The 18,111-nt window shown below is 53.4% G+C and carries 17 protein-coding genes; 11 read left to right on the top strand and 6 right to left on the bottom strand.

What is annotated here, in order from left to right; genetic code table 11:
- The first annotated feature begins 9 nt into the window (after window positions 1–9).
- Both ptsP and ACRQU7_RS02685 read left to right on the top strand, forming a co-directional pair.
- A complete protein-coding gene (ptsP, locus tag ACRQU7_RS02690; protein WP_444643489.1) occupies window positions 10–1,734 on the top strand; it encodes a phosphoenolpyruvate--protein phosphotransferase in 1,725 nt (574 codons plus the stop codon).
- Between the two features lie 139 nt (window positions 1,735–1,873).
- Complete coding sequence (locus ACRQU7_RS02685; protein ID WP_038321960.1) at window positions 1,874–2,143, top strand: HPr family phosphocarrier protein; 270 nt, start codon at window positions 1,874–1,876, stop codon at window positions 2,141–2,143.
- Between the two features lie 6 nt (window positions 2,144–2,149).
- Here the strand turns inward: ACRQU7_RS02685 and pfkB are convergent, their stop codons facing one another.
- Together pfkB and ACRQU7_RS02675 are read right to left on the bottom strand one after the other, a co-directional pair.
- Window positions 2,150–3,079, bottom strand: coding sequence for a 1-phosphofructokinase (gene pfkB, locus ACRQU7_RS02680; protein WP_444643487.1), 930 nt, complete (start codon window positions 3,077–3,079; stop codon window positions 2,150–2,152).
- 19 nt (window positions 3,080–3,098) lie between these two features.
- Complete coding sequence (locus ACRQU7_RS02675) at window positions 3,099–3,815, bottom strand: GntR family transcriptional regulator (protein WP_444643485.1); 717 nt, start codon at window positions 3,813–3,815, stop codon at window positions 3,099–3,101.
- Window positions 3,816–3,914: 99 nt separating this feature from the next.
- Between ACRQU7_RS02675 and ACRQU7_RS02670 the strand changes: the two genes are divergently transcribed.
- The 5 genes from ACRQU7_RS02670 (at window position 3,915) to ACRQU7_RS02650 (ending at window position 9,096) form a co-directional block, all read left to right on the top strand.
- Window positions 3,915–4,877 carry an N-acetylglucosamine kinase gene (locus ACRQU7_RS02670; RefSeq protein ID WP_444643483.1) on the top strand — a complete coding sequence of 321 codons (963 nt, stop codon included), beginning with the start codon at window positions 3,915–3,917 and terminating at the stop codon, window positions 4,875–4,877.
- Window positions 4,878–4,887: 10 nt separating this feature from the next.
- Complete coding sequence (locus tag ACRQU7_RS02665; RefSeq protein WP_444643481.1) at window positions 4,888–5,928, top strand: SIS domain-containing protein; 1,041 nt, start codon at window positions 4,888–4,890, stop codon at window positions 5,926–5,928.
- A gap of 17 nt (window positions 5,929–5,945) precedes the next feature.
- Window positions 5,946–6,791, top strand: coding sequence for a class II fructose-bisphosphate aldolase (locus ACRQU7_RS02660; protein ID WP_444643478.1), 846 nt, complete (start codon window positions 5,946–5,948; stop codon window positions 6,789–6,791).
- Window positions 6,792–7,091: 300 nt separating this feature from the next.
- Window positions 7,092–8,198, top strand: coding sequence for a PfkB family carbohydrate kinase (locus ACRQU7_RS02655; RefSeq protein ID WP_444643476.1), 1,107 nt, complete (start codon window positions 7,092–7,094; stop codon window positions 8,196–8,198).
- On the top strand, window positions 8,179–9,096 hold the full coding sequence (locus ACRQU7_RS02650) for a pseudouridine-5'-phosphate glycosidase (protein ID WP_444643474.1): 918 nt from the start codon (window positions 8,179–8,181) through the stop codon (window positions 9,094–9,096). Before ACRQU7_RS02655 ends, ACRQU7_RS02650 begins: the two co-directional genes overlap by 20 nt.
- Window positions 9,097–9,286: 190 nt before the next feature.
- On the opposite strand, the gene ACRQU7_RS02645 is transcribed toward ACRQU7_RS02650, so the two are convergent.
- From ACRQU7_RS02645 to ACRQU7_RS02630, 4 genes are all read right to left on the bottom strand, one after another.
- Window positions 9,287–10,768, bottom strand: coding sequence for a rhamnulokinase (locus ACRQU7_RS02645; RefSeq protein ID WP_444643472.1), 1,482 nt, complete (start codon window positions 10,766–10,768; stop codon window positions 9,287–9,289).
- A 20-nt stretch (window positions 10,769–10,788) separates the two neighbouring features.
- On the bottom strand, window positions 10,789–11,568 hold the full coding sequence (locus ACRQU7_RS02640; protein ID WP_444643470.1) for a DeoR/GlpR family DNA-binding transcription regulator: 780 nt from the start codon (window positions 11,566–11,568) through the stop codon (window positions 10,789–10,791).
- A gap of 162 nt (window positions 11,569–11,730) precedes the next feature.
- The gene (locus ACRQU7_RS02635) at window positions 11,731–12,336 is read right to left on the bottom strand and encodes a class II aldolase/adducin family protein (protein ID WP_141827039.1); all 606 of its coding nucleotides are present in this window, start codon (window positions 12,334–12,336) and stop codon (window positions 11,731–11,733) included.
- Window positions 12,337–12,349: 13 nt separating this feature from the next.
- Entirely contained in the window at window positions 12,350–13,282 is a 933-nt protein-coding gene (locus ACRQU7_RS02630) for a 1-phosphofructokinase family hexose kinase (protein ID WP_444643468.1), read from the bottom strand.
- Between the two features lie 410 nt (window positions 13,283–13,692).
- On the opposite strand from ACRQU7_RS02630, the gene ACRQU7_RS02625 reads away from it, so the two are divergent.
- From ACRQU7_RS02625 to ACRQU7_RS02610, 4 genes are all read left to right on the top strand, one after another.
- Complete coding sequence (locus ACRQU7_RS02625; RefSeq protein ID WP_444643466.1) at window positions 13,693–15,198, top strand: sugar ABC transporter ATP-binding protein; 1,506 nt, start codon at window positions 13,693–13,695, stop codon at window positions 15,196–15,198.
- Window positions 15,199–15,214: 16 nt separating this feature from the next.
- Window positions 15,215–16,153 (top strand): ABC transporter permease, encoded by a 939-nt coding sequence (locus ACRQU7_RS02620; RefSeq protein ID WP_081928129.1) that lies wholly within the window; start codon window positions 15,215–15,217, stop codon window positions 16,151–16,153.
- A gap of 63 nt (window positions 16,154–16,216) precedes the next feature.
- Window positions 16,217–17,203: a substrate-binding domain-containing protein gene (locus ACRQU7_RS02615; protein ID WP_444643464.1), complete on the top strand. Its 987-nt coding sequence runs from the start codon at window positions 16,217–16,219 to the stop codon at window positions 17,201–17,203.
- 74 nt (window positions 17,204–17,277) lie between these two features.
- Complete coding sequence (locus tag ACRQU7_RS02610; protein WP_444643462.1) at window positions 17,278–18,111, top strand: PHP domain-containing protein; 834 nt, start codon at window positions 17,278–17,280, stop codon at window positions 18,109–18,111.

Here is an 18,111-nt window from a genome sequence, read left to right as displayed (position 1 = left end):
ACAAACCATATGATTTATCACGGCAATCCCGTTTCAAGAGGAATTGCGGCAGGTCCCGTTTTTCTTTACCAGCCCTTTACCGCCGCCGTCAACGAAGCGCCGCTCGAAGAAGGCGCGGCTGCAGAGGCGTTAAACAAATATGAGTCCGCGCGGAAAAATGCGGAAACGGAGCTCAAAGCCATCCGTACCCGCCTGCAGACCGCCGACCCCGAAAAAGCGAAAATTTTTACCGCACATATCGATATCCTGTTTGACGAGGCCATGGACGGCGATATCCGCGAGCTGATCCAAAACGACCGTTACTCGCCGGACAGGGCGATTGACGAAGTCTTTGAAAAATACGCGCGGATCCTCGGAAAATCGCCCGACCCGCTCATCAAGGAGCGCGCGTCGGACATCCGGGATGTAAAAACGCGTCTGATCCGCGTCTGGAACAGCGTACCGGAGAAAAACCTGTCCTCTCTCCCCGCTCCCGCGGTCATCGTCGTTCACGATCTGCTCCCTTCCGATACGGCTACCCTGGACCGAAAAAACGTGCTGGCCATTGTTACGGAGATCGGCGGAAGCACGTCCCATTCGGCCATTATTGCCAGAAGCTACGGAATCCCCGCCATTCTGGGCGTGGAGAACGCGACGGAGCACTTTTCCCAGGGGGAGACTGTGATCGCCGACGCGCTGACCGGTCAGGTCATCAGCGAACCAACGGCGGAGCAGCTTTCCGACTGCGCCGAAAAACGCCGCCGCTTTCTTTCACAGCAGGCACAGATCAATGCGTATATGGATAAAGAAGCCGTCACTCCGGACGGGGTGCGGGTGGATATTGAACTGAATCTGGCCTCCGTCAGCGGGCAGTCGCTGGAAGGGGCAAAATGCACCGACGGCGTCGGCCTGTTCCGCACGGAATTCCTGTACCTGGGCAGGGACAGCCTGCCCACCGAAGAAGAGCAGTTTGCAGTTTACCGCGAGGTTCTCACCAGCTTCGGCGACCGTCCCGTAACGCTGCGCACACTGGATGTCGGCGGCGACAAAAAGCTCGACTGTCTCAACCTTCCGCATGAGGAAAACCCGTTTCTGGGCAACCGCGCCCTGCGGCTCTGCTTTGACAGACCCGATATTTTCCGCACGCAGCTGCGCGCCGCCTTCCGCGCTTCCGTTTACGGAAACCTGTGGATCATGTTCCCCATGGTCGCCAGCATGGACGACATCCGCCGCGCCAAGCAGGCCGTTTCCGAAGTAAAAGAGGAACTGACCGGCGAAGGAATCGCGTTTTCCCCCGACGTAAAGCTGGGGATTATGATTGAAATCCCCTCTATTGCGCTTCTGGCGGATTTTGCCGCGAAGGAAGTCGACTTCGCCAGCGTCGGAACCAACGACCTGTGCCAGTACACCATGGCCGTCGACCGGTTGAACCCCGCCGTCAGCCAGTATTATCAGAGCTATAATCCGGCTCTTTTCCGCCTGATTCACACCGCCGCGAAAAGCTTCCTTGAAAACGGCAAGCCCATCTGCGTCTGCGGCGAGCTGGGAGGCGATCGCCTCGGCGCCGCGGTCCTGATGGGGCTGGGCGTCCGCAAGCTGAGCATGAGTATTTCCTCCGTTGCGCAGACCAGAAAGCTGGTCAACGAGCTGCCGATGAAAAAGGCTCAGAAAATCGCGGCAAAAGTGCTGGCTCTTTCCACCGCAAAAGAAGTGGAACAGTACCTGAACGACGCTTTGAAGGACATCCTTTCCTAGGCCTTGTCTGTAAAATCAAGAGCCTTATCTTATTGATGAAAATCCGTCGGTTTTTCATTTACAAGCAAGGCCTGACACTGTTCCCTGCTGTCACTGAAACAAAATATCAATTTTCGTTAGTAACAAGGAGGCATCCGCCATGTATTCCAAAAAAACAGCCATTAACAATCGGACCGGCCTGCACGCCCGTCCCGCTTCCGACTTTGTGAAGTGCGCTTCCCAATTCAAATCGAAGATCACGATCAAAAATCTGGAGGACGGTGAATCCGCAAGCGCGAAATCCATTATCCTGATTCTGGCGCTCAGCCTGAGCCAGGGTATGAAGGTCGAAATTACCGCGGAAGGCGAAGACGAGGTGAAGGCCGTCGATACCCTGGTCGCGCTGATCGATTCCAAATTCGGCGAATAATTCAGATTAAAGCCGGTTTACTACCGTGCCGGACAGAAGCCGTTTCAGGTCGTCCTCACGGAAGCAGCCGGTTTTTTCATGCAGCGCATTGGCCGAGGCGACGGACAGCGCAAAGCGGATGGTCTCATCGAGCGGAATATTCCGCACCATTCCGACGGCAAAACCTGCGACCATGCTGTCGCCGCAGCCTACGGTGTTGACCACCTCGATTTTGGGGCAAATCCCCTGAAAAACACCCTCGTCCGACACGACCAGCGCCCCGTCCCCGCCCAGGGAGATCACAACCAGCTCGATTCCTCCGTCATGGAGCTTTCTCGCCGCTTCAATCAGCTCTCCGCGCGAGGCGGCGGCGAGCCCCGTCAGCTGACGGATTTCGTCCGCGTTGGGCTTGATCATCGTCGGTTTTGCCGCAATGCTTTCCCGGAGCGCGGCCCCGCTGGTGTCCAGAATCACGCGTTTCCCCGCGCTTTTCGCGGCCGCGATCAGTTTGCCGTAGTAACCGGCGGGGGTCCCGACCGGAACACTGCCGGAAATCGTGATCACCTCGCTTGTTTCCACGCATTGCAAATAGGTCCGGTAAAAATCTTCCAGCGCGCTTTCCGTAAGCTGCGCTCCGGGCTCCAGAAATTCCGTATGCTCGCCCGTGGATTCGTCCCTGACATTGATGCAGCAGCGGGTTTCGGCCCCGGAATCGGTAAAACAGCCCTCGATTCCGTCCTGCGCGAGCAGGGACTTGAAATAAGCGCCGTGAAAGCCGCCGACAATGCCCGCGGCCACCACCTTTTCCCCCGCGAGGGAAGCGACTCTCGCCACATTGACGCCCTTGCCCCCGGCTGTTTTGATGCAGCTTTTTACCCGGTTGACGCTTCCGGTACGGCAGGAATCCATTTTGTATAACTGATCGATCGCTGTGTTCAGTGTAACGGTAGTAATCATGCTATTCTCTCCTATTGCTTTATCGCAGAACGATATTGTATTTCAGCCGGTCGCCGCGGACGATGCTGTCGCAGTACTCCACAAGGATGCCGCCCGCGCTGGTAACACGTTCCAGATGAAGCGCGGGCTGATTCGCGGCCGTTTTCAGCGCTTCCGCCTGGCTTTTGTTCACCAGCACCGCTTCAAAGGACTCTTTTGCGGTATTCGGCGTAATCCCCGCCAAAAGATGCAGCGAATTGTACAAGCCCTTTTCAATGACAATGCCGCCGGTAAGATCTGGACAGATCTTGCAGGGGATGTACGATTTCTCCAAGGCAAACGGCATATTGTCCGCACAGCGGAGCCGCTGTATGCAGAAAAGCTCTTCCTTTTCCGGAAGGCGGAGCGCTTCCGCCGCGACGGCATAGGCAAGCCTTTCAAAAGAAATCAGCTGATTGGTAATGGTATGACCGTGATCGGGCATATTATTGCCGAAGCTGTAAAAGGACGACAGCTCCTGCTCCACCTTTGGCTGAAGGATATAGGAGCCCTTTCCCTGCTTGCGGTAAATTAGCCCCTGCGTTTTCAGCCCTTCCAGCGCCAGCCTGACCGTCATGCGGCTGACCCCGTACTGCCGGCAAAGCTCGGACTCGGTGGGAAGCTTTTCCTCCGCCGGCCACACGCCGCTTTCAATATTGTTCTGAAAAATATTCTGAAGCTGGCGGTAAAGAGGAATCGCACTGCTTTCATCCAACATGTTCTCACATTCCTTTATTTATCTATTTTGTATCTTGACAATCCCCTTCGATAATCTTATTATAATGTTATAACAAGTTTTTGTAAAGAGGGTGCATTCATGAAATATTATATCGGCGTCGACGGCGGCGGAACCAAAACCGCGTTTTCCCTCTGCAGCGGGAACGGAGAACCGGTTGCGGAGCATCTTACCGCCGGCTCCTCCTACCTGATGTATGGAATTGACCTCGTTGTGGAAAGGATAAAGACAGGCGTGGAACAATGCCTTCAGAAGGCAAACGTTTCGCTCGGCGACGTGGCGGCCATCAGCATGGGGCTGCCGTGCGTAGGGGAAAACGCCGTGATGGACCCGCAGCTGAAGGAAAGAATTTATGCGTGCTTCCCCGGCGTGCAGATCTATGTGACAAACGATGTGGAAGTCGGCTGGGCCGGTTCGCTCGCGTGCGAAGAGGGAATCAACGTCGTGGCGGGAACGGGCTCCATCGCGTTCGGCGAGGACGGCAGCGGAAAAACCGCGCGTTCCGGCGGATGGGCGGAGTTTTTCTCCGACGAGGGCTCCTGCTACTGGACCGGAAGAAAGACGCTGGAGCTTTTCTCCAAGGAAGCTGACCACCGGCTGCCCAGAGGGCCGCTGTACGACATTATCCGCGAAGAATTCCGCCTTTCCGACGATTTCGAGCTGATCGACCTGATGGTAAAAGAGTATTTTCCGTACCGGGAAAAGGTGGCCAGTCTGCAGATTCTTCTGGAGAAAGCGGCCGCCAAAGGCGACCCGCAGGCAATCGAAGCCTACCGCGCCGCCGCAGCGGAGCTGGGCCTGATTGTCAAAGGCGTGCTGAACCAGTTACATTTTGAGCCCGGGTTCCCCGTTTCCTATTCCGGCGGGCTGTTCAAGGCCGGAGACCTGATCTTAAAGCCCTTCGGGGAGCAGATTCACGCGCTCGGCGGCCGATTGGTCAAACCGCAGCTTTCCCCGGTCATGGGAGCGGTGCTCCTGTGCTTCTTCAAGTTCAACCCGGCGGATTTTCCGTCGGTTGCCCAAAAAATAAAAAACAGACAGTGAGGTAAAAAAGATGTATTTAACAGAACAGGAAATCATGGCGACCAAGGACGCTCTTGATAAAACCTATGCGCAGGTACTCAAACAGGAAGACGAAATCCGGAATTTCTTCCGTGAAAACACACGGCGCAAATTCGTATTTCTCGGCTGCGGCTCCAGCTACATGCTGTCCAAGAGCAACGAGCGCCTGTTTGTGACCCGTCCGGACACCTCCGCCGTCGCGCTTGCGGGCGGCGATTACCTGGTCAATCCCGACACCTACCTTCACACCGTTGAAAACAGCATCGTACTGGTTCTGTCCCGTTCCGGCACGACCACGGAGATCGTCCGTGCGGTCGAGCACATGAAAAAGGCAGCCAATGTCAAAATCGTATCGATCACCATGAAGGAAAAGAGCGCCCTTGAGGACCTTTCCGACTTGACCGTCGTGCTTCCGTGGTCTTACGACAACAGCGTCTGCCAGACCCGTTCCGTCACCAACCTGTACGCCGCCAGCCTGCTGATCGACGCGATCTGCTACGGTGACGAGGAACTGAAAGCCGCCGTTAAGACCGCGATCGACCAGAACAGGGACCACATGGAAAAATACCGCGCCGAGCTGGAAACCATCGGAAAGAAGGATTTCACCGACGTCATCGTCCTTGCCGACGGCGTGCTGTGCGGCCTTGCGGAGGAAGGCGCGCTCGCCTTTACCGAAATCTCGCTCATCAGCGGCAAATACTTCAATATGCTCGACTATCGCCACGGTCCCAAGGTGCTCAACGGCCCCAAAACGCTCACCATTTTTGCCGTACAGCCCAACGAAAGCGCCTATCAGCGCGACATGATCGACGACGTGAAAAAGCACAACGGCACCGTGGTCACCTTCGGTTCCGAACAGGACAATGTTTACGGCTCCGACCTTCATATCTCCATCAGCGGCATCAGCCGCTTTGAAGCATACGGCATTCCGTTCATCTACACCATGCAGATGATCGCCCTGACCAAGGCCCTTGCCGCCGGAGGAAACCCCGACGCACCGACCGGTCTGAACGCTTATATCACACTGAAATAACAGGAGGCAAGCGAATTATGCTGGTAACTACCAAAAAAATGCTCAACGACGCCAGAGACGGCGGATACGCGGTGGGCGCTTTCAACGCCGAAAACGCCGAAATGGTCTGGGCCATTGTCAACGCCGCGGAAGAACTGAAATCCCCCGTCATCATTCAGACGACATCCTCGACCTTAAAATATTTTCCGCCCGCCTATTTCGCACAGCTGGCGAAGGCGGCCGCAGAGTCCGTCAGCGTGCCGGTGGCCATTCATCTTGACCACGGCGCGAGCTTCGAGCTGGCGAAGGAATGCATTGACAGCGGCTACACCTCCATCATGATCGACGGCTCCGCTCTTCCCTACGAGGAAAATGTCCGCGTCACACAGAAAGTACGCGATTACGCGGATAATTTCGGCATTCCGGTCGAATCCGAGCTGGGAAAAATCGGCGGAAAGGAAGACGACACCGAGAGTGACGAGGACCAGTACACCGACCCCGACCAGGCTGCGGACTTCGTGAACCGCACCGGAATTTCCTCTCTGGCCGTCGCCATCGGAACCGCTCACGGCATTTACGCCAAAAAACCGGTGCTCGACTTTAACCGCGCCACCCTGATCCGGAAAGTGGTCTCCATCCCGCTGGTCATGCACGGCGCTTCCGGCCTTTCCGACGACGCGCTGCGCGAAGGCGTGGAAAAGGGCATGTCCAAGATCAACTTCGCCACCGAGCTGCGCATTGCGTTTACCGACGCTATTAAAGCGCACATGACGGAACACCCGAACGACTTTGATCCGAAAAAATACATGGGTCCCGCCCGCATTGCCGTAAAGGAACTGGTAAAAGCGAAAATCCGGGTTTGCGGCAGCGCAGGAAAAGCATAATTCCCTGCTCCCTCGCAGAGGGAGCCAAGTCCTTCCGCGAAATTGCGGGGCAGGTTTTTTGACACTTCCTAATCATAATTTCCCGTCGCAGTGAAAAGCTGCGATGGGAAATTTTTTTGTTGCAAACAAAAGAGAAACATGATATTATAATCATGTGCTTATTATATAAACAATTGATTATAATATTTTACAGTACCCTTACAGCAATTCCATTTCAGTTTACGGAACACAACCTTATTGCAAAATCAACTGGAAACGCTATCGCCTGTGAAAAGGCGGCTGTAAAAAGGAGGGGGCCTTTTGACAAACAGGGAACAGGAAATTATTGAACTGATCCGGAAAAATCCGATGATTACACAGAACGAGCTGTCGGAACAGCTTTCCATTACACGTTCCTCCGTCGCGGTACACATTACCAACCTGATGAAAAAGGGCGTGATTAAAGGGAAATGCTATCTTCTGGACGACGAGCCGTATGTCTGTGTGGTCGGCGGGGCAAATATCGACATTCAAGGTTTTCCCGGCGAACAGCTGGTCATGAACGACTCCAACCCCGGCAACGTAAAGATTTCGCACGGGGGCGTCGGCAGGAATATCGCTGAAAACATCAGCAGGCTGGGCGTCGCCACCCGGCTGATCACCGCGGTCGGCAACGACGACTACGGCCGGGGGCTGCTGGAAGCCGCCGGGAAATGCGGAATGGATATGAAGCATTCGCTGGTGTCGGACGAATACCCCACTTCCATTTACCTTTCCATTCTCGACGAAGAGGGCGACATGAAGGTCGCGATTGCCCAGATGCATGTGCTGGAAAAGATCACCCCGGAATTTATTGAAAACCGCAGGCAGCTGATCAAACGCGCGCAGCTTTGCGTCATTGACACGAACCTGCCGGAAAAGACTCTCGTTTTCCTGACGCAGGAGTTCCCGGAAATGGACTTTTACCTCGACACGGTTTCCACCGCAAAGGCGGTCAAGGTGAAAAACATTCTGGGCCGCCTGCACACGATCAAGCCGAACCGGCTGGAGTCCGAAAAGCTGACCGGAATTCAGATCACGGACGAGGACAGCCTGCGCCGGTCGGGAGAATTCTTCCTGAGGCAGGGCGTCAAACGCGCGGTGATTTCGCTCGGCGGCAGGGGGACCTATTACCGCGACGAAAAAAATGAATTTATTCTGGAAACGGAAAAGGCGAAGGTGGTAAACGCCACCGGCGCGGGGGACGCGTTTATGGCCGGGCTGGTTTACGGCAGCCTGAACAAAATGAGCCCGGAGGAAGCCATCCGCTTCTCGGCGGCGGCTTCCAAGCTTGCGCTCCGCCACGAAAACACGATCAACCCGGATATGTCCGTCAAAAATATTCAAAAGCTTATGGAGGAAACGTACCATGTTAAAAGACTATCTTGAAATCAATCCCGGCGTACAGAAGGCTCTGGATGCCGGAAAGCCCGTCGTTGCTCTGGAATCCACCATCATTTCCCACGGCATGCCCTACCCGCAGAATGTGGAAACGGCGCGCAATGTGGAAAAAATCGTTCGGGAGCACGGCGCAGAGCCCGCTACCATCGCGATCATCGGCGGAAAGATCAAAATCGGCCTGACCGACGACGAGCTGGAGCATCTGGGCACGGCGAAAAACGTTATCAAGACCAGCAGAAGGGATATCCCCTTCATCATCGCCAAAAAGGCGGACGGCGCCGCCACGGTGGCGACCACCATGATTCTGGCGGCGCTGGCAGGCATCAGGGTCTTTGTCACCGGCGGCATCGGCGGCGTACACCGCGGCGCACAGGAAACCTTCGACATTTCCGCCGACCTTGAGGAGCTTGCAAGGACCAACGTCGCGGTCGTCTGCGCGGGCGCAAAGTCCATTCTTGACCTGAAGCTGACACTGGAATATCTGGAAACCCGCGGCGTGCCCGTCATCGGTTTCGGCACGGACGAACTGCCCGCTTTCTACACCAGAAAGAGCGGGTTTCATGTAGACTACCGCGTCGACTCCGAAAAAGAGCTGGCACAGGCGGTCAAGGTCAAATGGGAAATGGGCATCAACGGCGGTCTGGTGATCGCGAACCCGATTCCCGAACAGTACCAGATGGACAAAGCGGTCATCGACAAGGCCATCGACGAAGCTTTGGAGGACGCTGCGCGCGAAGGCGTCAAGGGCAAGGAAACCACTCCTTACCTGCTCGCCAAGATCAAGGAGATCACCGGCGGCGACAGTCTGGATTCCAACATCCAGCTGGTTTACAACAACGCCGTGGTCGGCACAAACCTTGCGGTGGAGCTCGCGAAGCTGCAGTAATTTATCTCTTATACAGCCGCAAAACGGCGTCACACAGATTGTGTGACGCCGTTTTGTTATACTATCTACAGCATTTCCAATTGATTCTGCAACAAGATCACGTTCCTCCCCCCGCCTTCGGCAGGGGAGGAACGTGTTTTGTCTCGCAAACTGAAATGAAATTGCTGTAATTGCTGCATTGCGTATCGTTTCAGGGAAGCTGATACCGCGCTTTGAAATCCTCATATACCTCGTCCCAGACTTCGGGGCGGCACGGGGTGTACTCCCGGATATCCGACGAAAGGCGGACCAGCTCGCGGCCCTCTTCAATTCCGGACAGCTCTCCGTGCGCGATCAGCTGAACCATCATGTTCCCGAACGCGGTCGCGTCCGCGGGTCCGGCCACCACCGGCTTATTGGAAGCGTCGGCGGTCAGCTGGCACAGGAACCGGTCCTGCGACCCGCCGCCGACAATATGGATAACGGGCAGCTTTTTCCCCGCCACATGCTCCAGACGTTCGACGGCCCACCGGTATTTCAGCGCGAGGCTTTCCAGCACGCAGCGGACGATCTCCCCCGTGCTTTCCGGCGTGGCGCCGTATTTCTCCCTGCATTTCTCCTGAATTTTCTGCGGCATGTTGCCGGGCCGGAAAAAGGCGATGTCGTCGGGGTCGATCAAAAACGCAAACGGTTTGGCACCCCTGGCCAGCTCCCCAAGCTCGTCAAAAGAAAGGCTGTGATTCTGTGATGCCAGACAGGACTGAATCTCCTGTAAAATCCACAGTCCCATGATACTCTTGACCATGCGGTGATGGGCGCCGTGATAGCCGCCCTCGTTCGCGATATTGTACAGATAGGTGTATTCATTGATAATGGGCGACGCTACCTCGGTCCCGACCAGCGACCAGGTTCCGCTACTGATGATCGCGCAGTCGCCGGCGCACGGCGCGGACAGATAGGCGGAGGCCGTATCATGCTCGCACACGGACACGACCGGGAACGACGGGATGTGAAGGCTGTCGCAGAGCCCTTTCTTCATTCCGCCCACAAAGGTCCCGGGATGCACGATCGGGGCCAGCAGGGTTTCCGGTATCTGATAGGCGGAAAGAATTTCCCGGTTCCAGCCCTTTTTCCGGAAATCGTACATCTCACTTACGGAGGAGATCGTATATTCCGACACCGCCTGTCCGGTGATGAACTGGATCAGCAGGTCGGGCACCAAAAGCATTTTGTGTGCATTTTGGAGCAGAAAGGCCTGTCCCGACTGCGCCATGGCGGCTAGATGCATCAGCGTGTTGCTGGGAGCCACCTGGTTGCCGGACAGTCGGTGCCGCAGCGGCGGCGGCATGATCCCGTCAATCTGCGCTTGATAGCGGGTACTCCTTCCGTCCCTGTAGCAGTGAACCGGGGAAAGCAGACTGCCAAAGGTGTCGATGAACCCGAAGTCGTTGGAAAACGAATCCAGACCGGCGGAGGAAATGCGGCCGCCGGATTGGACGGACGCTTTCTGAATCCCCTCCAGCAGATTGGAGTATATGGAAATAATGTCCCAGAACAGGGAGTCGTTAATGGCGGTGCTGTTATTTTTAAAGCTGTGCACTTTTTGGACGGAAAGGCGGCTGCCGGAGTAGCTGCCCAGAAAAACTTTGCCGCTGCTTCCGCCCAGGTCAAAGGCAAGGGTATTGATAGTCATATGATCTCGACCTCATCAGGCTATTTTTTCGCGATATCCAGCTTCACGTTGTATCTTTCCAGATATTTCAGCTGATTGATATCCGCTTTCTCGTCGGTGATAATGGTGTTGACCGAAGCAAAATCGGACAGGCCGACCGTGCCGACCTCGGAAAATTTCGTATAGTCGGCGAGAATGTAAACCTCTTTGGAAAGGTTCAGCATTTCCCGCTTTGTGTCCACTTCATAGACGCTGCTGTCGGTAAGCATTGTATTCGGATTGATTCCTTTACAGGAAACAAACGCCTTGTCCGGATAAAAGGACTTTGCATTGGCCTGCGAAATACTCCCGTACATTGAAAAGTTGGTGCTGCGGAAAATTCCGCCCAGACAGATCATGAGCAAATTATTATTTTTCAGCGAAGCAGACTCAATCAAAAGCTGAATGGAATTGGTTACAATAGTAATCCGGAGGGATTTGTCAATGTACTTCAATAGATTGGAGGTGGTGGAACTGTTGTCAATAAAAATGGTGTCCCCGTCACAGATATATTGTGCGGCCTGCTTGCAGATAATATTCTTTTCTTCATACCGCTGCACGCCGCGCACCAGCAGAGGATATTCCTGAACCCCCTTGCTGCTTTCCGTAAACACGGCGCCGCCGTGCGTCCTTTTTACAAAACCGTCGGCTTCCAGTTCCCTCAGATCCCGTCTGATCGTCTCTTTTGAAGCCCCGAACATTTCCGCTAAAGCATTTACATCTACCTTGTTGTTCTTTTCCAGCAAACTGATGATTTCGGCTTTCCGCTCTATCGTGTACATTGAACTCACTCCAAACAAGTATTCTAAAATACAATTATTATATCATATTTCAGATATACTCTCCATGTATTTTGTAAAGTTGCCGAATCAAACCTTGTCTGTCAATCAGGATTGACACTTTTCAGCCGAAACAGACAAGACTGTTGATTTTGCGGGCCGGTCCTAAATCAGATTCTTAAAGATGTTGCACATCGCGTCGGTCTCGATTCTTTCCAGCATGCTGTAGGCCATATGGATATCCGGGCCGGACACGACGACGCCGTGCAGGGGAAGGATGCAGCCGATCGGCTGCCGGCTGGCCAGCTCGCGCCGGTCCTCCCAGTATTTATAGACCTCCTCGGAAAGCTCCGGGGTATACGCCTTGGTATAGGGGATGCACTCCACCGGTCCACGCTTCATGGTTGCTTCCGTAATGTTGGGAATACTCTTGGTCTGGGACGCGTACACCATGCAGTACTGCGGATGTGCGTGGATGGTACAGCCGATATAATCGAAATTTTTCAGAATCAGCATATGCATGTGGCCTTCCCTGGAAAGCTTTCCGCTCCCCTCCAGAATATTCATATCGTAATCGATCAGAAGAAAATCATCCTCGTTCAGCTCGCAGAAGCGCCGTTCCGACATCAGGGACGGGGTAATCAGGATCCGGTTGTCCGCAACCTTGACGGCAAAATTGCCGCCGGCGGAATTCGTCAGCCTTCTGTCCCACATATAATGCGCGACCTTTACCATTTCTCTTCTTTCTTCAATATAGGATAAATTGCTCATAGTAGACCTTCCTTTATTTTAATTTGATAATCTGCACTTTTTCCAGAAGGGCTTTTGCCCGTTCCGGGTCGAACCCGACCGAGAGCTCCGATTCGGCGGTCGCCGCTGAAACCGCGGTCGCGATCCGGATCGTTTCCTCAATGGGTTTGCTTTGCTGAAAGCCGTAGACCAGGCCGGACAAATAGCAGTCCCCGCAGCCGATGGTGTTTTTCACATTTACCCGCGGCGGCGTAACCTTATAAATCTGCGTTCCGTATTTCACAAGGGAGCCCCTGCCCCCCAGCGAAACGGCAATCACGGGAATATTGTATTTGTCCAGACTGAACAGCGCCTCCACAATCTCTTCGTCGCTTTTCAATTCCCGCCTGCACAGGGACGAAAGCTCGTCCAGATTCGGCTTGATCAGAAAAGGGGACGTTTTCACGCATTTCTCAAGGCTGTCGCCGCTCGTGTCCAGAAACACCTTCAGCTGTTTGCCGGAAAGCGCGTCCAGAATATCGTTGTAGATCATCGGGTTGCTGCAGTTCGACGCGTCCCCGGAAAGCACCAGATACTCCCCCTGCCGGATTTGCTGCCGCATCTGCTCAATCAGGCTGCTCAGGTGCCCCGACGAAAGAGTGACCCCCTTGTCCGCTACGATGGTACAGTCGTTGGTATCTTCTATTAACAGGTAGTTCGTACGGCTTTCATTTCCTCCCTCCCAAAGGAAGGATTCCTCCACCCTGCTTTTCCTGAGAACTTCCATGATTTCTTTTCCCGTGTTCCCAAAGCAGATTCCAAACGCCCTGTTCTCCGCGCCGAGGATGCCAAGGTTGATGGATACGTGGGTCCCTTTGCCGCCGATTACGGATTGTGTTTTTTGAATTCGGTTTGTACAGTTCTTTTTTAAATCTGTCAGAAAAATAAGTCGGTCAATTGCTGGATTCAACGTCAGCGTATTAATCACTATGTAATACTCCTTTCGCTCAAACGTCTATATTCAAACATCCGTTTATGTGTCTATGGTCAAATTATAGCACCTGTATTTCCGATTTGCAACCCGATAATCAAATTTGCGGTGTATTTGGTTTTTATATCTACATTCAAGCATTTAAAATAGTATATATTGACCATTTTATTCTAGTTTCCGTAATTTTCCTCGTTTTTTCATTATTGATTTTTTACATAAAATCATCTTATTATTTGTCCTATTTGCATGATTCAACATATTTTCGAAAGCTTTCTATTGCAAATCGAATAGGTAGATGTTATAATCCAAATGTAATCAAACGTTTGAATGTGTGTGTTTTGAGGAATCGAGATTTTGAGCGCCAAAGAGATTCCCACCATCTATCACATGTAAAGGGGGAGCCCAAAATGGAAGAATACAGGCTGGAGATCAAACACCTGCATAAAAGATTCACGGGCGTCTATGCCATAAAAGATGTGAGTTTCCAGGTGAAGCCCGGGGAAGTTCACGCCATTGTTGGAGAAAACGGAGCGGGGAAATCCACTCTGATGAAAATGATTAACGGGGAGCTGACCCCAAACGAGGGCGAGATCCTGCACAACGGGCAGCTGAGCACCCCGCACAGCGTAGCGGAGGCCAAAAAGCTGGGGATTGCCATGATTCATCAGGAGCTGTCCTCCCTTTCCAATATGACCATTGCGGAAAACCTGTTTCTGGGTCATGAAGAATGCTTCGGCAAGTCTTCCTTTGTAAAGAAAAAGCAAATGAACGAAAAGTCCCGCCAGATTCTGAAAGAGTACGACATGTCTCTGGACCCCAATACCCTGGTGGAAAGCCTGAGTGTGGCGCAGACACAGATGATCGAAATCATCAAAGCGGTCCGCGCGAACGCCGACATCGTCATCATGGACGAGCCGACCTCCTCGCTTTCCAGCAAGGAAGCGGAAAAGCTTTTCCAGATCATCCGGGATCTCAGCAGCAAAAACGTCTCCATTATTTATATATCACACCGTCTGGAGGAAATCCTAGACATTGCCGATTCCATCACCGTGCTGCGGGACGGCCAGTATATTGAAACGGTGGACGCCAGCACGGTTTCACAGGAAAGGCTTGTGGAGCTGATGGTCGGCAGAACGCTGGACAACATCTATCCGAAGGAAGACGCCCCCATTGCGGACGTCGCGCTGGAAGTCAGGAACCTGAGCCGGAAAGGCGTGTTCGACGATGTGTCCTTTCAGGTTCACAAAGGAGAAATCCTTGGAATATCGGGCCTGATGGGCGCGGGCCGCAGTGAAATAGCCCGTGCGATTTTCGGCATTGACAAGCTGGACGGCGGTTCCGTCCTGATCGGCGGAAAAGAGATCAGAATCAAGTCCCCGATCGATGCGATCAAAAACAAGCTGGCCATGGTCAGCGAGGACAGAAAGCTGTACGGTCTTGTACTCTGCCGTTCCATTAAGGAAAACATTTCGCTCCCGAACCTGTGGAAACTGTTCAAGGGACTGTTCATCCGCTCGGGTAAAGAGGTGCAGGAAGTCGAAGATCTGAAAAAAGTGCTGGGAATCAAATGCTTCAGCATCAACGTAAACACCGAAACGCTCAGCGGCGGCAACCAGCAGAAGGTCGTCCTTGCAAAATGGCTGCTTTCCAAACCCGAAATCCTGATTTTGGACGAGCCGACACGAGGGATCGACGTGGGGTCCAAATTTGAAATTTACAAGCTGATGTCGCGGCTTGCAAAAGAAGGAATGGCGATTGTCATGATTTCGTCGGAGCTTCCTGAAATTATAGGAATGAGTGACAGGGTGCTGGTGGTCTCTCACGGGAAAATCTCCGGGGAATTCCTTCGCAACGACATTACAAGCGGCAATGTAACGCAAAAAGAATTGCTGCAAAGCGCTTTGAAAATATAAATTTGGAGGTAATAACATGGAGTCCCGAAAAATTGACACGATGGGTTTGGTAAAAAAATACGGCATCTTTATCGTATTAGTGACATTGTGGGTTGTTTTCAGTCTTTCCTCTTCGACTTTCAGAACTGCGGACAACTTCTCCAATATTCTCAGACAGGTTTCCACCAACGGCATTATCGCGGTCGGTATGACCTTCATCATTATGGTGGGCGGAATCGATCTTTCCGTCGGTTCTCTGGTCGCCGTCGCCGGCGTCATCGGCGGCAGCATTCTGGTGGCCAATCCGGCCAACACCGTGCTTGCTGTGATTGCTTCCGTTGCCGTTTGCTGCCTGTTCGGCGTGATGAACGGATTTTTTGTCGCCAAAGGAAAAGTCCCCGCGTTTATCGTGACCCTGGCCACGATGACGATGGCCAGAGGGTTTGCGTACGTATATTCCAACGGAAAGCCCTACACCCTGAAATCCCCTGATTTTAATCTGATCGGCAAGGGAAACACCCCGATCATTATCTTTATCGTCATTGTCATTCTCGCTCATATCCTGCTTTCCCAGACAAAATTCGGCAGATATGTCTACGCAACCGGCGGCAATGAAGATGCGGCGTCCGCCTCGGGCGTCAATGTAAAATCCATCCTGATGCGCGTCTACATTTTATCCGGCGTACTCACAGGGATCGCCGGCGTCATCCTCGCCGCTAGAACCAATTCCGGTCAGCCCGCTGTGGGTCAGGGCTACGAGCTGGACGCGATCGCGGCCGTCGTCATCGGCGGAACCAGCATGACGGGCGGAAGCGGAACCATACTGGGTACGCTGGTGGGCGTCCTGATTATAGGGACTCTGAACAACGGCCTGAACCTGATGGACGTTTCCTCCTATTATCAGATGATCGTGAAGGGCATTATCATCCTCGGCGCTGTCTTCTTTGATTTGAAATCAAAAAAAGCGGCAAAATAACCACAGGGTTTCTTGTCAGATACAGCAGTCATCTGCTGTAGTAAATAAAAAGGAGTTATTGAAATGAAAAGAATCAGAAAAATTTTAGCAGCATTACTGGCACTTTCCATCTGCGTTGCTGTAACCGCATGTTCCTCGCAGACAGCTACATCCAGTGCTACTGCATCTACAGCGGCAGAAAGCACCACCAGCAAATCCGGCACATATAAAATCGGCGTATTGATGAAAACCATGTCCGACACTTATTCCAATAAGCTGGGCGAAGCAATTAAAGCTTATGCCGCAAAGACCTATCCCGACGTCGAGCTCTACCTGGTAGACGCCCAGGCCGACATCAACAAGCAGATCGCACAGGCCGAAGACCTGATCGCGAAAAAGGTGAATGTCATCGTTCTGAACGCTCAGGACGCCGACGGCTCCGCTCAGGTGCTCACGCTTGCAAAAGACGCGAATATCCCCGTAGTAGAAGTCAACACCCGCACGACCTCCGAGGACTTCACCGCTTATGTCGGTTCCAACGATGAGGAAGCCGGCCAGATCATGGGCAAATTCGTTTTGGAAAAACTCGGCAATAAGGGCGACGTCGCTCTTCTGGAAGGCAACATGGGCCAGAGCGCTCAGATTCTGAGACGCAAAGGACTGGACAGCACCATTCTGGCAAACAAAGACATCAAACTGGTTGCGGAGCTTTCCGCCGACTGGGCAAGAGACAAGGCCATGTCCACAACGGAAGACTGGCTCGGAAAATACAAGGACCTGAAAGCAATCCTCTGTGAAAACGACGACATGGCAATGGGCGCTCTGGAAGCCGCTGAAGCCGCAGGACGCAAAGACCTCGTTATTGTCGGCGTCGACGCCATCCCCGATGCCCTTCAGGCCGTTTCCGACGGCAGGCTGACCGGAACTGTTCTGCAGGATGCTGCGGGCCAGGCGAGCAAATCCATGGATGTCGCTTACAAAGTAGCCAAGGGCGAAACCGTTGAAAAAGAAAACATCGTCCCCTTCCAGCTGATTACAAAAGACAATGTAGCGAATTATCTCGGCAAATAAGGAAATCCATTCGAAAAGAAGGGCATGGTTCAATACCGTGCCCTTCTCCATTTTACAGGAAGAAGGAGGCTGCAATGGTCGGAGACCTACATACCCACAGCAGAAAATCGGACGGCTCCATGTACGCTGCGGACATCGTCGCTTACGCGAAGCGGGTCCATCTGGATTATCTGGCGCTGACCGACCACGACACCATGGCCGGCGTGCCGCTCGCGGAAGAAGCGGGAAAAGAGCTCGGCGTCTGCATCATCCCCGGTGTGGAAATATCCACAAAGGACTATCAGCGCGGCCTGCCGGTGCATATGCTCTGCTATTTTCCGAAGGACACGGAAACCCTGCAGAAGGAGCTGGATAAAACACTCCTGAGCCGGGCCGAAACCAAAAAACAGATGATCGAAAAAATCAGGAAAATCTATCCGGTCACCTGGGAATATATTGAGCGCTTCAGCCGGGAAAGCGAATCGATCTACGAGTCTCACATCATGCAGGCGCTTGCCGACCACGGCTACACCAACACGGTCATCGGCAGCCTGAAGGACGATCTCATCTCCAAAGGCGGCTCCTGCTATGTTCCGAACGCCTATCCAGACACCCGCGAGGTACTCCGGCTGATTCACGACGTGGGCGGGCTCGCGGTGGTGGCGCACCCGGGGCAGTTCCATTCGATTCCCCTGTGTGCGGAGCTTGCGGAGAAAAAGCAGATTGTGGGAATCGAATACGCTCACCCGCGCAATACGGAAGAGGTAAGGGCATCCATTCAAAGCATCTGCACAAAATACGGTTTAATCATGACCGGCGGATCGGATTTTCACGGTCAGTTCGCAAAATCACCCCATCCCCTGGGTTCCTTTGTCACGCAGGAGCCCGCCATTCAAAAGCTGATCGGGCTTTCCAAAAAGCCCACGTAA

The organism is Caproiciproducens puteiluti (assembly GCF_052442865.1).
Classification (GTDB): Bacteria; Bacillota; Clostridia; order Oscillospirales; family Acutalibacteraceae; genus Caproiciproducens.
Note: the sequence above shows the minus strand (reverse complement) of the source record. Positions and strands in the feature narration are given on the sequence as shown.

Coding starts and splice junctions, on each gene's coding strand:
- ptsP (WP_444643489.1), top strand. CDS start 10: ATGATTTATCACGGCAATCCCGTTTCAAGAGGAATTGCGGCAGGTCCC.
- ACRQU7_RS02685 (WP_038321960.1), top strand. CDS start 1,874: ATGTATTCCAAAAAAACAGCCATTAACAATCGGACCGGCCTGCACGCC.
- pfkB (WP_444643487.1), bottom strand. CDS start 3,079: ATGATTACTACCGTTACACTGAACACAGCGATCGATCAGTTATACAAA.
- ACRQU7_RS02675 (WP_444643485.1), bottom strand. CDS start 3,815: ATGTTGGATGAAAGCAGTGCGATTCCTCTTTACCGCCAGCTTCAGAAT.
- ACRQU7_RS02670 (WP_444643483.1), top strand. CDS start 3,915: ATGAAATATTATATCGGCGTCGACGGCGGCGGAACCAAAACCGCGTTT.
- ACRQU7_RS02665 (WP_444643481.1), top strand. CDS start 4,888: ATGTATTTAACAGAACAGGAAATCATGGCGACCAAGGACGCTCTTGAT.
- ACRQU7_RS02660 (WP_444643478.1), top strand. CDS start 5,946: ATGCTGGTAACTACCAAAAAAATGCTCAACGACGCCAGAGACGGCGGA.
- ACRQU7_RS02650 (WP_444643474.1), top strand. CDS start 8,179: ATGTTAAAAGACTATCTTGAAATCAATCCCGGCGTACAGAAGGCTCTG.
- ACRQU7_RS02645 (WP_444643472.1), bottom strand. CDS start 10,768: ATGACTATCAATACCCTTGCCTTTGACCTGGGCGGAAGCAGCGGCAAA.
- ACRQU7_RS02640 (WP_444643470.1), bottom strand. CDS start 11,568: ATGTACACGATAGAGCGGAAAGCCGAAATCATCAGTTTGCTGGAAAAG.
- ACRQU7_RS02635 (WP_141827039.1), bottom strand. CDS start 12,336: ATGAGCAATTTATCCTATATTGAAGAAAGAAGAGAAATGGTAAAGGTC.
- ACRQU7_RS02625 (WP_444643466.1), top strand. CDS start 13,693: ATGGAAGAATACAGGCTGGAGATCAAACACCTGCATAAAAGATTCACG.
- ACRQU7_RS02620 (WP_081928129.1), top strand. CDS start 15,215: ATGGAGTCCCGAAAAATTGACACGATGGGTTTGGTAAAAAAATACGGC.
- ACRQU7_RS02615 (WP_444643464.1), top strand. CDS start 16,217: ATGAAAAGAATCAGAAAAATTTTAGCAGCATTACTGGCACTTTCCATC.
- ACRQU7_RS02610 (WP_444643462.1), top strand. CDS start 17,278: ATGGTCGGAGACCTACATACCCACAGCAGAAAATCGGACGGCTCCATG.